The sequence below is a fragment of the Flavobacterium sediminis genome (assembly GCF_003148385.1).
GTDB lineage: Bacteria > Bacteroidota > Bacteroidia > Flavobacteriales > Flavobacteriaceae > Flavobacterium > Flavobacterium sediminis.
Map to the genome: position 1 here is coordinate 521,561 of NZ_CP029463.1, position 12,310 is coordinate 533,870.

General features: G+C 34.4%; 13 protein-coding genes and 2 pseudogenes. 6 read left to right on the forward strand and 9 right to left on the reverse strand.

The genetic code is table 11. From position 1 onward, the window contains the following. Positions 1 to 11: 11 nt before the first annotated feature. Entirely contained in the window at positions 12 to 2,867 is a 2,856-nt protein-coding gene (gene carB, locus DI487_RS02480) for a carbamoyl-phosphate synthase large subunit (protein WP_109568254.1), read from the reverse strand. Positions 2,868 to 2,988: 121 nt separating this feature from the next. After that, a complete protein-coding gene (gene rpmH / locus DI487_RS02485; protein WP_026979292.1) occupies positions 2,989 to 3,150 on the reverse strand; it encodes a 50S ribosomal protein L34 in 162 nt (53 codons plus the stop codon). A 171-nt stretch (positions 3,151 to 3,321) separates the two neighbouring features. Here rpmH and DI487_RS02490 point away from each other — a divergent pair, with 171 nt between their 5' ends. Then, positions 3,322 to 3,837, forward strand: coding sequence for a hypothetical protein (locus tag DI487_RS02490; protein ID WP_109568255.1), 516 nt, complete (start codon positions 3,322 to 3,324; stop codon positions 3,835 to 3,837). A 33-nt stretch (positions 3,838 to 3,870) separates the two neighbouring features. Here the strand turns inward: DI487_RS02490 and DI487_RS02495 are convergent, their stop codons facing one another. The 3 genes and pseudogenes from DI487_RS02495 to DI487_RS02505 form a co-directional block, all read right to left on the reverse strand. Continuing rightward, a complete protein-coding gene (locus tag DI487_RS02495) occupies positions 3,871 to 4,236 on the reverse strand; it encodes a sulfite exporter TauE/SafE family protein (protein WP_109570582.1) in 366 nt (121 codons plus the stop codon). Between the two features lie 10 nt (positions 4,237 to 4,246). Further along, a complete protein-coding gene (locus tag DI487_RS02500) occupies positions 4,247 to 5,116 on the reverse strand; it encodes a lytic transglycosylase domain-containing protein (RefSeq protein WP_109568256.1) in 870 nt (289 codons plus the stop codon). Further along, a pseudogene (locus DI487_RS02505) lies at positions 5,113 to 5,795 on the reverse strand (alpha/beta hydrolase). The gene DI487_RS02500 and the pseudogene DI487_RS02505 overlap by 4 nt, the downstream one beginning before the upstream one ends. A 233-nt stretch (positions 5,796 to 6,028) precedes the next feature. Between DI487_RS02505 and DI487_RS02510 the strand changes: the two are divergent. Further along, positions 6,029 to 6,310: a GNAT family N-acetyltransferase gene (locus DI487_RS02510; RefSeq protein ID WP_109568257.1), complete on the forward strand. Its 282-nt coding sequence runs from the start codon at positions 6,029 to 6,031 to the stop codon at positions 6,308 to 6,310. Between the two features lie 31 nt (positions 6,311 to 6,341). Here the strand turns inward: DI487_RS02510 and mtaB are convergent, their stop codons facing one another. After that, the gene (mtaB, locus tag DI487_RS02515) at positions 6,342 to 7,670 is read right to left on the reverse strand and encodes a tRNA (N(6)-L-threonylcarbamoyladenosine(37)-C(2))-methylthiotransferase MtaB (RefSeq protein ID WP_109568258.1); all 1,329 of its coding nucleotides are present in this window, start codon (positions 7,668 to 7,670) and stop codon (positions 6,342 to 6,344) included. Between the two features lie 171 nt (positions 7,671 to 7,841). Between mtaB and DI487_RS02520 the strand changes: the two genes are divergently transcribed. Then, on the forward strand, positions 7,842 to 8,114 hold the full coding sequence (locus DI487_RS02520; RefSeq protein ID WP_109568259.1) for a hypothetical protein: 273 nt from the start codon (positions 7,842 to 7,844) through the stop codon (positions 8,112 to 8,114). Positions 8,115 to 8,182: 68 nt separating this feature from the next. Here the strand turns inward: DI487_RS02520 and DI487_RS02525 are convergent, their stop codons facing one another. The 3 genes and pseudogenes from DI487_RS02525 to DI487_RS02535 form a co-directional block, all read right to left on the reverse strand. Beyond that, positions 8,183 to 8,509, reverse strand: a complete 327-nt coding sequence (locus tag DI487_RS02525) for a hypothetical protein (RefSeq protein WP_109568260.1) — start codon at positions 8,507 to 8,509, stop codon at positions 8,183 to 8,185. Beyond that, a pseudogene (locus DI487_RS02530) lies at positions 8,509 to 9,683 on the reverse strand (GlmU family protein). Before DI487_RS02530 ends, DI487_RS02525 begins: the two are co-directional and overlap by 1 nt. A 131-nt stretch (positions 9,684 to 9,814) precedes the next feature. Next, positions 9,815 to 10,066 carry a type B 50S ribosomal protein L31 gene (locus DI487_RS02535; RefSeq protein WP_109568261.1) on the reverse strand — a complete coding sequence of 84 codons (252 nt, stop codon included), beginning with the start codon at positions 10,064 to 10,066 and terminating at the stop codon, positions 9,815 to 9,817. A 218-nt stretch (positions 10,067 to 10,284) separates the two neighbouring features. Here DI487_RS02535 and DI487_RS02540 point away from each other — a divergent pair, with 218 nt between their 5' ends. From DI487_RS02540 to DI487_RS02550, 3 genes are all read left to right on the forward strand, one after another. After that, positions 10,285 to 10,824 carry a DUF4199 domain-containing protein gene (locus tag DI487_RS02540; protein ID WP_109568262.1) on the forward strand — a complete coding sequence of 180 codons (540 nt, stop codon included), beginning with the start codon at positions 10,285 to 10,287 and terminating at the stop codon, positions 10,822 to 10,824. A gap of 4 nt (positions 10,825 to 10,828) precedes the next feature. Beyond that, entirely contained in the window at positions 10,829 to 11,779 is a 951-nt protein-coding gene (locus tag DI487_RS02545; protein WP_109568263.1) for a glycosyltransferase family 2 protein, read from the forward strand. 89 nt (positions 11,780 to 11,868) lie between these two features. Further along, entirely contained in the window at positions 11,869 to 12,309 is a 441-nt protein-coding gene (locus tag DI487_RS02550; protein WP_245896509.1) for an ORF6N domain-containing protein, read from the forward strand. The last annotated feature ends 1 nt before the right edge of the window (position 12,310 follow it).

A 12,310-nucleotide genomic window follows, 5' to 3' on the forward strand; every position in this document is an offset into this window, starting at 1 on the left:
TTTTTTATGTATTATCTAGTCAGATACATTTTTCTTCTTGCATATAGTTCATAGAACTGATCGTCTTTCAGATCATCAATAAACAAGATACTTTCTCCGGTTGATTTCATTTCAGGTCCCAAAGCTTTGTTAACATTAGGAAACTTATTGAAAGAGAAAACCGGTTGCTTGATCGCATATCCTTTCAATTGCGGATTAAAGTTAAAATCCGTTACTTTTTTCTCTCCTAACATTACTTTAGTTGCATAGTTCACATATGGTTCGTTATAGGCTTTCGCAATAAACGGAACGGTACGCGATGCTCTCGGATTAGCCTCAATGATGTAAACAGTATCGTCTTTTACTGCAAACTGTATATTGATAAGTCCAACCGTTTTTAGAGCTACGGCTATTTTCTTTGTATGATCTTTAATTTGCTGCATCACAAACTCACCTAAATTAAATGGTGGTAAAGTAGCATTACTATCTCCCGAGTGAACACCACAAGGTTCAATATGCTCCATAATTCCGATAATATACACATTACCATCTGCATCACAAATAGCATCGGCTTCTGCTTCGATAGCTCCGTCTAAATAGTGATCCAGCAACAATTTATTATTCGGAATGTGCTTCAGGATTTCGATCACATGCTCTTCCAGTTCTTTTTTGTTGATCACGATCTTCATTCCCTGACCTCCTAATACATACGAAGGACGAACTAAAAGCGGGAAATCTAAAGTATCTGCTAATTCAGAAGCTTCTTCCGCATTTTCTGCTACTCCGAATTTAGGGAACGGAATATTCAATTCTGTCAATAATTCTGAGAATCTTCCCCTATCTTCTGCTAAATCCAATGCTTCAAAGCTAGTTCCGATGATCTTAATTCCGTATTTAGATAACTTCTCTGCCAATTTTAAAGCCGTTTGACCTCCTAACTGTACAATTACGCCTTCCGGTTTTTCATGTTGAATAATATCGTAGATATGTTCCCAAAAAACAGGTTCGAAATACAATTTATCAGCCGTATCAAAATCGGTAGAAACCGTTTCCGGATTACAGTTAATCATGATCGTTTCATAACCGCATTCTTTTGCTGCTAAAACTCCATGAACACATGAGTAATCAAATTCAATACCTTGTCCGATTCGGTTAGGTCCTGACCCCAGAACCACTACTTTTTTCTTATCAGTTACAGCGCTTTCATTAGCCACATAACGAGTTCCATCTGCTGTTTCAATTTCAGCTTCAAATGTTGAATAATAATATGGTGTCTGTGCCTTGAATTCTGCCGCACAAGTATCTACTAATTTGAATACTCTATTGATCTTTTTCTCTTCCCGTAATTTATGAACATCGCTCTCCAAACATCCCATCATGTGAGCAATCTGTCTATCCGCAAAACCTTTTTGCTTAGCTTCTAAAAGCAACTCTTTTGGCAAGGTTTCTACAGTATAAGTCGAAATTTCTTTTTCCAGATGATAAAGTTCTTCATATTGTCTTAAGAACCACATATCTATTTTAGTGATCTCATGAATGCGGCTTAACGGAATACCGATTGAAATAGCATCATAGATCACAAATACTCTGTCCCAACTGGCATACGTTAATTTTTCAATGATCTGCTCGTAATTTTTATATCCTTTTCCATCTGCACCCAAACCATTTCTCTTGATCTCTAATGACTGAGTTGCTTTATGCAGAGCCTCCTGAAACGAACGCCCGATTCCCATTACTTCCCCTACTGATTTCATCTGTAAACCTAAAGTTCTGTCTGAACCTTCAAATTTATCAAAATTCCAGCGTGGTATTTTAACAATTACGTAGTCAAGCGTTGGCTCAAATAATGCTGAAGTTGACTTTGTAATCTGATTTTGCAATTCATCCAAGTTGTAACCCAATGCCAATTTTGATGCGACTTTAGCAATAGGATAACCGGTTGCTTTAGAGGCTAAGGCTGACGAACGTGATACACGAGGATTGATCTCAATAGCTACAATATCTTCTTTTTCGTCCGGTGAAACTGCAAACTGAACGTTACAACCACCTGCAAAGTTTCCGATACTACGCATCATTTTGATAGCCATATCACGCATTCTCTGGAAAGTAGTATCTGATAATGTCATAGCCGGAGCTACTGTAATACTATCTCCTGTGTGGATTCCCATCGGATCCATATTTTCAATCGTACAAATGATGACTACGTTATCATTTTTATCACGTAACAATTCCAACTCGTATTCTTTCCAACCTAACAAAGCTTTGTCAATCAAAACTTCATGAATAGGCGAAGCTTCTAAACCACGAGTTAATAATTTATCAAAATCTTCCTCTTTATGAACAAAAGCAGCTCCTGTACCTCCTAAGGTAAATGACGGACGAATTACTAAAGGAAAACCAAATTCCTGCGCTATTTCTTTTCCTTTCAAAAAAGAATTGGCTGTTTTTGCAGGTGCAACCGGAATATCGATCTTAGCTAAAAGTTGTTTGAACTTATCGCGGTCTTCCGTGATCTGGATCGCATTGATATCTACTCCGATAATCTTTACATTAAAATCATCCCAAATTCCTTTTTCATCCGCTTCGATACATAAATTCAAAGCTGTTTGCCCTCCCATAGTTGGCAAAACTGCATCAATTTGAGGATGTGCTTTTAAGATTTCAATAATTGATTTAGTTGTAAGTGGCTTTAAGTATACATGATCTGCCATTTTTGGGTCAGTCATGATGGTTGCCGGATTAGAATTAATTAAAATTACTTCCAAACCTTCTTCTCTTAGGGAACGAGCAGCTTGCGAACCGGAGTAATCAAACTCACATGCTTGTCCGATGATGATAGGCCCTGAGCCTATAATTAAAACCGATTTGATTGAATTGTCTTTTGGCATTATAAAGTTGTTGTGTTATTAGTAGTCAAATAATTAGACAAAAAAGTCTTCATAAAAATATAAAAAAAAGGTGTTACCCAAAAGAAGTAACACCTTTATATTATTGCTAGGTAAAAGAACATTATTTTTTGTGTCTAGGTTCGCTAGAAACAGTTAATTTGTGTCTTCCTTTAGCTCTTCTACGAGCAAGCACTTTTCTTCCGTTAGCAGAAGCCATTCTTTCCATGAAACCGTGCTTGTTTCTTCTTTTTCTTTTTGATGGTTGAAATGTTCTCTTACTCATTGCTTGTATTTTTAAAATCTATAATTAAAATCGAAACTCAAAAAAATAAGCGGTTACCGTTTTTGGAAAACCGAGTGCAAATATACAAAGACTTTTTTCAATAGCAAGTACTTTTTTAAAAATATTTTTAATTGATTTTATTACCTTTGCAACTCACTAAAAAATACGAATATGTTTAACAAAAATATCAAATTAATCATTGCCGGACTAATTATTGCTTTTGGAATTTACCAATTCTTTGAAAGCAATATCGGAAACGGAATATTTTTATTATTATTTTCTTCCATTTTTATCTTTTTATATTTCAAAAACGAATTAATCTTATTAGCCTTTTTAAAGTTACGTAAACAAGACTTAGAAGGCGCTAAAGTTTGGTTAGATAAAATTAAAAATCCGGAAACTGCATTAGTAAAAAAACAACAAGGATATTACAATTATCTTAATGGTATCATGGTTTCGCAGACCAATTTAACTCAGGCTGAAAAATTCTTTAAAAAAGCCATTGAATTAGGTTTATCTATGGATCAGGACTTAGCCTTAGCCAAATTACAATTGGCCGGAATTGCGATGACCAAGAGACGTAAAATGGAAGCAACCAATTTACTGAATGAAGCGAAGAAGTTAGATAAGCACAATATGCTGAAAGATCAGATTAAAATGATGCAACAGCAAATGAAAAAGATTTAATAAAAAAATCCCCTGAGTACTCAGGGGATTTTTTTATTTTGTGAATATCATCTTTCCGGCGATCAGTAAAAGTATCACTCCGAATATTTTGCGTAGTACTTTTTCATTTAAACCAACGGCAATTTTACTACCTAAAAATCCGCCTACAATAAAAAAGAGAGAAATCATCACGGCGTAACGCCAATCAACAAAACCTTCTTTATGATAATTCAGAACCGCTAAAAGTGTTACCGGTGGTAATAGCGCTGCCAGACTGGTTCCCTGTGCTTCCTGCTGAGTAAATCCCAACAGCAGCAGCAGAGGTACTATTATAATCCCTCCTCCTATACCTATTAATCCGCTCAGTATCCCTGCTAAAAGTCCTATACATATTAAAAAGAGTATTATTTGCAGTGTCATTCTACTCATTTTAGTAACCGGCTGTCGGAATAACTAACTCATACATTTTCCCTGATTTATTCGGTAAACTTTTATCACGAAGCCAAGGGTTATGTAATTTTAGGATTTTATAATTGATTCCCTGAGACTTAGCAAAATCTGCCAGATCATTAATTGTACTATCAACCTGAATGGTCTTAAACGGTACTTCTTTATACAATGCTTCCTGAGGGATCGCAAATCCGTATTTAGCTGAATTCTGCATGATCTCTTTTAATGCCAGAATACGAAAAACATAACGAGAGGTTTCTTCAGGCAGCAGTAAATCGTAAAAATCGCCAACTTGTTGTTCCTCCAATCTTCTGGAAACCCCATTCATTCCACCGTTATAAGAAGCTGCTGCCAATGTCCAGCTTCCGAATTTAGCATAAGCCTCTTTTAAATAAGCACAGGCAGCTTCGGTAGATTTTACCAGATCATAACGTTCGTCTACATAACTATTCACTTCCATCCCGTTCTCTTTGGCCGTTGCCGGCATAAATTGCCATACTCCTCTTGCTCCGGCAGGAGAAACCGCATTGACCAAGCTACTTTCGATTACGGCTAAATATTTAAAATCATCCGGCACTCCGTTTTTTTTCAAAATAGGTTCGATCACCGGAAAAACTTTATTGGCTCTTTTGATAACCAAAGTGGTATTGGAATGATAATTCATATTGGTTACCATTTCACGATCCAAGCGCTCCTGAACATCCGTTATTTTATAAGGAACTACTTCATCAGCAAAATTCATTTGCTTAGGATAGTCTACATAAACAGATTCTTTCACAACGGTGGCTGTAGCATAAACAAATAAACTTGCCACTAAAACAACTCCTAAAATTACACCGATCTTTTTCATACTACTTGTTTTCTTGTTTTTTCTTCTAATATTACTGAGGGTAAATTTTGATTTAACCACATGAATTTATTTATAATCATAATATGTGTTCCTCCCTTTACAACTATACAATCTGAAATATATTGTATAGGAAACACTTCGTCTTTATCTCCGTGAATATGAACAACTTCATCATCCGGCTCTGTTCGTGACCAATTGACAACATTTTGTATTGACCAGTCGAGATAGTATTTATCTCTGACGCTTAAATACTTTTCATAAAGCTTAATCCGTTTAGCAACAATACTGTTCCCGAACGAATATTTCACCAGACTATCCGTATTAGCCAACAAACCGGTAGGTATCAATTTGTAGGCCAAAGTTTTTTTTGCAAACTGCATTTTTTTCGGGAGTTCTTTATTGGTTTTAACGCTTGAGATGATTATTACTTTAGAAACATTCAAAAACCGTTTCATTTCCTGAACTAAAATCCCTCCGAAAGATACTCCTATCAAAACTGCTTTATCATGCTTTACATTTTCACTCATTCGCTTGGCATATTGTTCCAAAGTTTCTTCCGGCAACGGTACCATCCATTCCAAAAAAACATTTCGAATTGCTCTTCCGGTAACTTTATATTCTCAAAAATAGCCGGGCTTGCAGCCAGACCGGGCATAAAATAAACAGGAATCTTAGCCATACAATCTATATCTGTTTTGTAAAGTCACTATAAAAATACCATTTTATTTTTCTTTTCTGTATTTTTCAAAATAGAATTTATAAATTTTAACTTTCTGTTAGAAACTTTAAAAGTTTAACGCCATATTGATTTGAATTTGACAATCAAATCACTAACTTTGCAGAAGTAATTGAAAATTATTTTTTTGATTCGCAACGAAATCAACACACGTTCTACCATAAAATATTTTTCAGATGGAAATAAAAGATAACGAACTGTTAAGACAATTCGAAGTTAAAACTGACGAAGGCCTACTGACCATTGAATACTCACTTCAGGAAAGAAAGATTTTTTTAACCAAATTCTGCCCAAATGATTGTGAAGATGAAAAAGTACATCAAGAATTTATAAAAACTGTTTTAGACCTGGTAGAGGAGCGAAATTTACGAGTTGTTCCTACCCATGCTAAACTGATCAGTTTTTTCAGAAAGAACAGAAGATACCAGAATATGCTACCTCCGGGAATTAAAATATAAAAAAACACGCTTAAAGCGTGTTTTGTCTTTTTTATACTAAAGTATCCGTAAATTCAATTCTGACAGCACCTTCTTCGTCAATTTTTGACAAATTGACCGGGCGAAGTGTATTTACTAATTCCGGATTCCAAGGAGTTTTTACTTTTACATAATTCTCTGTGAATCCATGAATATAGCCTTCTTTATTTTCGCCTTCAAACAATACTGTTCTCGCTGTTCCGATCTGACTTTCATAAAAAGCTCTACGCTTTTTAACCGAAAGCCCTCTAAGCATTTTGCTTCTTTTAGAACGCACGTTCATAGGCACCACGCCTTCCATTGCAACAGCTTCCGTATTATCTCGCTCAGAATAAGTAAACACGTGTAAATAAGAAATATCCAAATCGTTTAAAAAATGATAGGTTTCCAAGAAATGTTCATCTGTTTCACCCGGAAAGCCGACAATAACATCTACTCCGATACACGCATGTGGCATCACTTCACGAATTTTCGCCACTCGCTCTGCATACAATTCCCGTAAATAACGACGTTTCATTTTCTTTAAAATGTCGTTACTTCCGCTTTGCAACGGAATATGAAAATGCGGCACAAAAGTTCGACTGTTTGCTACAAAATCAATCGTTTCATTTTTCAACAAATTAGGTTCAATAGACGAAATACGCAAACGTTCAATCCCTTTTACTTTATCCAAATTCTGAACCAATTCCAGAAAAGTATGTTCGTGCTTTTTATTACCAAACTCTCCTTTTCCGTAATCCCCGATATTTACTCCGGTCAATACAATTTCTTTAATTCCTTTTGCAGAAATTTCAGCAGCATTTTTCAATACATTTTCCATGGTATCGCTACGAGAAATACCTCTCGCCAAAGGAATAGTACAATAGGTGCATTTATAATCGCAACCGTCCTGCACTTTTAAAAACGCACGTGTTCTATCACCAATAGAATAGCTCCCTACATAAAAATCAGCTTCTTCAATTTCGCACGAATGTACTTCACCCATATCGTTTTTAGACAGGTCGTTGATATAATCTGTAATCTTGAATTTCTCAGTTGCTCCCAGAACTAAATCCACACCATCAACTGCGGCTAGTTCCTCCGGTTTTAACTGGGCATAACATCCCACAGCCGCTATAAAGGCTTTTTCATTCTTTTTTAGCGCTTTACGTACTATTTGTTTGAATTGTTTATCGGCATTATCCGTAACCGAACAAGTGTTTATCACATAAATATCAGCTACTTCATCAAAGTCAACGCGGTCAAAGCCTTCGTCTTGAAAATTTCTGGCAATTGTAGAGGTTTCTGAGAAATTTAATTTACACCCTAAAGTGTAGAATGCTACTTTATTTTTATTTTCCATATATAACTCTCAATTAATGAAATCGTTGTCAAAAAATTGAGGAGTGCAAAGATAAGATTAAATTAGATATCTAGACTATTGTAAAGCTTAGATATTTTTAAATCTGATGTTGTTTCTAAAACAATTCTGTAACTTTTAAAAAATTTCTTGCGTATAATTACCAAAAAAATTATGAGTGGATATTATGGCTCTCCAAAAACTGTAATAAAAAACAATAAAGATTTACTTGGAGAAAAAAATAGACTTTCTATAAAAGATTATTTAAGTGTAAAACATTGCGACACCAAAGATTCTATTAAATCTAGTCTTGAACAATTGGAAGCAATTCGAACTAAACTTCAAGTCGAAAATAAAAAAAGAAAGAAACGCCAAATTATATTAGCTGCGCTTTCATTATTTCTTAGCATTTTATTACTTTATATAATTCCTAAAATTACTTCCTAACATTATTGCTTAGTCCTATTTTTTTAAGACAAAAAAGAGAAGCTAAAAAACTTCTCTTTCAACCAACATTAATCTTCTATCTCTTTACCTATATCCTGGATCGAGTCGACTTTTACTTCTTCATTTTTCCATTTTTTCTCTAAAAAAATATAAAAAAGGTACGCAGACAAAGCTCCGGCCGGTACGCCGATAAGCGCCATCATTATCTTATTATCCCAATCTATTGAAATATCGAAAAAAACGGTTACCAGTCCTATTGTAAAACCTATAATTGCCTGTCCTGCGTAATAGACTACTATTCCTAAAATAGCATACAACCATTTGTTTTGGCTATATTTTTCTGCTAATTGGTAAAAATATTTTCCTACCCAATAAATTAAAATAAGCCCAAACATTATTCTTTTCTGTATTTCTTAGTTTCTTCAAATACGTGTTCTAAAATTGCCGCATCTTGTTCTGTAAATTCTATATGGCGACGCGCCATAACTATTTTAGCCGTTTCAAAAGCTTTTTTAGTCAAATAAGTAGTAAAACCTGAAGCTCCACCCCAAGAAAAACTTGGCACAAAATTTCGAGGAAATCCACTCCCGAAAATATTGGTAGAAACACCTACAACTGTTCCGGTATTAAACATTGTATTGATACCACATTTACTATGATCTCCCATCATTAAACCACAAAACTGTAAGCCGGTCTTTGCAAAATTTTCTGTCTCATAACTCCACAAACGCACCGGTTCATAATTATTCTTTAGGTTTGAATTATTACTATCTGCTCCAATGTTACACCATTCTCCTAAAACAGAATTTCCTAAAAACCCATCATGACCTTTGTTTGAATATGCGAATAAGACCGAATTATTTACTTCTCCTCCCACTCTACAATGCGGACCAACAGTCGTTGCCCCATAAATTTTAGCCCGAGTTTTACCTGTGCTTCTTCACCCAAGGCAAATGGTCCACGAATTAATGATCCTTCCATGATCTCTGAATTAGCACCTATATAAATTGGCCCGGACGAAGCGTTCAAAGTCACAAATTCTAATTGTGCTCCTTCTTCAATAAATATATTCTCCGGAGCAATGACGTTAACACTTTTAGGAATAGGTTGAGAAACCCTGCCTTCTGTTAAAAGTTCAAAGTCTTCACGAATTGCTAAATCATTTTTAGCAAAAATATCCCATGTATTTTCAATACGAATAAAATCTTCCTCATAATCCAATAGTTCGTACTCATCAAAATCAATCTCCTCCTGAGTATCATCTGTAAAAAATGCTATGATCTCTTCTCCGGCAATTATGGCTTGATTGCGTTCTAAATTCAGAATCATTTCAACTAAAACATCATTCGGAAAAAAAGAAGCGTTAATCATGATATTCTCCTCCATTTCTACCATCGGGTATTTATCCATTAAATACTCCTCTGTTAAAGTTGTCGTTGTATAGCCTAAAAACCTTTCCCACTTTTCTCTGATGGTCAGGATACCTACACGAATATCAGCGACCGGACGGGTAAACGTAAACGGTAATAACGCATTGCGTACAGTTCCGTCAAAAAGTATATAGTTCATTTATTTTTTCAATTACATTAAAGTGCTTAAAGTTAAGACAAATCTGCAAAAGCAAAAATTATTTTTAATAGTATCAAAAAAAAAGCCTCTCAAAATTTTGAGAGGCTTTCCTGTATTTCTGTATCCAAAAATTATTTTTTGAATTTAGCGTATTTGTTTTTGAATTTATCGATACGACCAGCTGTATCAATAAGTTTAGATTTACCGGTATAAAACGGGTGAGAAGTTCTCGAAATCTCCATTTTAAATACAGGATACTCAACACCATCAACTTCGATAGTTTCTTTAGTCTCTACTGTAGATTTAGTAATAAAAACATCATCATTTGACATATCTTTGAATGCCACTAATCTGTAATTTTCAGGGTGAATACCTTTTTTCATAATGTAAATCTTTTTATTTGTGATTATCTGTTACTCCGCGGCTTTCTCTTCAAAAGGTGTAAGCAACACAATAACCTTTTATTGTTAATCTTTTTATTTTGAGAGTGCAAATTTACACTAAATTTTTAATTTACAAGCATTCGTGTAACTTTTTTTATTTAATACCAACTAATAACTAGTAATATTTATTCTGTTTATATTTGTAATTTATTTTTAACATGGAACAAACTATATCACCAAGTAAATCGGCTGTAAATTATGCAATTGTTTTCGGGATCGTTATGATTCTTGAATTTGTAATTATGTATGCATTTAATTTAAGTGCCCAGACCAATCCTACTATAGGCGTAATTATTAATGTACTTAATTATTTAATTTTACCTTTTACATTTATTTATTTAGCCGCTAATGATTTTAAGAACAAGATCAACAACGGATACATCTCATTCGGTCAAACGTTAAAAGTAGGATTATCCCTTTGTGCTTTAGCAGCAGTTATCTACGGTATATTTTATTTTATCTTTGACTTTATCTTTCCGGAATTTAAAACAGAAGTTATTTCTCAAATTCAGGAAATCACAGTTAAACAAAATCCGAATATGACTGCAGATCAATTAAAAATGTCTATGAAATTTGTAGAAATGTTCATGAAACCTTATGTTGCTATACCTTTCTCTATTGTTATGTATAGTGTAATTGGTTTAATTCACTCTTTGATTGTAGGCGCCATTGTAAAAAAAGACAAACCGGCTTTTTAATTTTATGAATTTATCTATAGTAATCCCTTTATTAAACGAACAGGAATCGTTGCCTGAATTACACAATTGGATCAAGAAAGTTATGGATTCTCATAACTTTTCTTATGAAATATGGTTCATAGACGACGGTAGTACAGACCACTCTTGGCAAATCATTCAATCCCTATCTAAAGAAAACCCGAATGTAAAAGGAATTCGTTTTTTCCGGAACTATGGTAAAAGTCAGGCTTTGCATGCTGGTTTTGCCAGAACAAACGGGGATGTGGTCATTACTATGGATGCCGACCTACAAGATAGCCCCGATGAGATTCCGGAACTTTACAATATGATAACCCAAGGCGATTATGATTTGGTTTCGGGTTGGAAAAAGAAACGGTATGATTCCGTTATCGGTAAAAACCTGCCCTCTAAGTTATTCAACTGGGCTGCCCGTAAAACATCGGGGGTTAAACTACACGATTTTAACTGCGGATTAAAGGCATACAATAAAAATGTCGTTAAGAATATTGAAGTATCAGGAGAAATGCACCGTTATATTCCGGTTTTAGCCAAAAATGCCGGTTTTTCTAAAATCGGTGAAAAAGTGGTTCAACATCAAGCTCGTAAATACGGCCATTCTAAATTCGGTATGAATCGATTCATCAACGGTTTTTTAGATCTGATCACGATCTGGTTCTTATCTACATTCGGGAAACGTCCGATGCATTTATTCGGAGCCTTAGGGGTTTTGATGTTCTTAATCGGTTTTATTTCTGCAGGATTCATAGGTTTCTTCAAACTTTGGAAACTATACCATCAGGAACCTACTATTTTAGTTACAGACAATCCTTGGTTCTATATTTCTCTGGCAACTATGGTCATCGGTACTCAACTTTTTCTGGCCGGTTTTTTAGGCGAGATCATTTTGAGAACCAAAAGCGATGAAGAACGCTATAAGATTGAACAAGAATTTTAGTAAATTTGCATTATTTTTTATTTATATACGCCATGAACACAATTGAAATTATTAACGACAAAATTTATGAAATCAGGAATCAAAAAGTAATGTTTGATTATGATTTAGCTGAACTTTACAAAATTCAAACTAAAGCTTTAAAACAGGCAGTCAGAAGAAATTTAAAACGATTCCCTACTGATTTTATGTTTGGATTAACATTAGAAGAATTTGAAATTTTGAGGTCACAATTTGTGACCCAAAAAAGAGGAGGAACCAGATATTTGCCCTTTGCCTTTACCGAACAAGGCGTAGCAATGCCCTCCTCTGTACTAAATAACGAAAAAGCAATAGCTATAAACATTGCCATAATGAGAAGTTTTATTTCATTAAGAAAATTTGCTTTAACTTACGAAGAACTAACAAAACGCTTAACAGAGATTGAAAATCAATTTCCCGATATATACAAGGCTTTGAACTTTTTAATGAATTCCAATCAAAAAAATATTGAAAAGGAAAACCGAGAAAAAATTGGTTACAAAAAAAATTAGA

Excerpts from the sequence above, each read along its gene's own strand:
- carB (WP_109568254.1), bottom strand. The coding sequence starts at position 2,867 with ATGCCAAAAGACAATTCAATCAAATCGGTTTTAATTATAGGCTCAGGG.
- rpmH (WP_026979292.1), bottom strand. The coding sequence starts at position 3,150 with ATGAGTAAGAGAACATTTCAACCATCAAAAAGAAAAAGAAGAAACAAG.
- DI487_RS02490 (WP_109568255.1), top strand. The coding sequence starts at position 3,322 with ATGTTTAACAAAAATATCAAATTAATCATTGCCGGACTAATTATTGCT.
- DI487_RS02495 (WP_109570582.1), bottom strand. The coding sequence starts at position 4,236 with ATGACACTGCAAATAATACTCTTTTTAATATGTATAGGACTTTTAGCA.
- DI487_RS02500 (WP_109568256.1), bottom strand. The coding sequence starts at position 5,116 with ATGAAAAAGATCGGTGTAATTTTAGGAGTTGTTTTAGTGGCAAGTTTA.
- DI487_RS02510 (WP_109568257.1), top strand. The coding sequence starts at position 6,029 with ATGGAAATAAAAGATAACGAACTGTTAAGACAATTCGAAGTTAAAACT.
- mtaB (WP_109568258.1), bottom strand. The coding sequence starts at position 7,670 with ATGGAAAATAAAAATAAAGTAGCATTCTACACTTTAGGGTGTAAATTA.
- DI487_RS02520 (WP_109568259.1), top strand. The coding sequence starts at position 7,842 with ATGAGTGGATATTATGGCTCTCCAAAAACTGTAATAAAAAACAATAAA.
- DI487_RS02525 (WP_109568260.1), bottom strand. The coding sequence starts at position 8,509 with ATGTTTGGGCTTATTTTAATTTATTGGGTAGGAAAATATTTTTACCAA.
- DI487_RS02535 (WP_109568261.1), bottom strand. The coding sequence starts at position 10,066 with ATGAAAAAAGGTATTCACCCTGAAAATTACAGATTAGTGGCATTCAAA.
- DI487_RS02540 (WP_109568262.1), top strand. The coding sequence starts at position 10,285 with ATGGAACAAACTATATCACCAAGTAAATCGGCTGTAAATTATGCAATT.
- DI487_RS02545 (WP_109568263.1), top strand. The coding sequence starts at position 10,829 with ATGAATTTATCTATAGTAATCCCTTTATTAAACGAACAGGAATCGTTG.
- DI487_RS02550 (WP_245896509.1), top strand. The coding sequence starts at position 11,869 with ATGTTTGATTATGATTTAGCTGAACTTTACAAAATTCAAACTAAAGCT.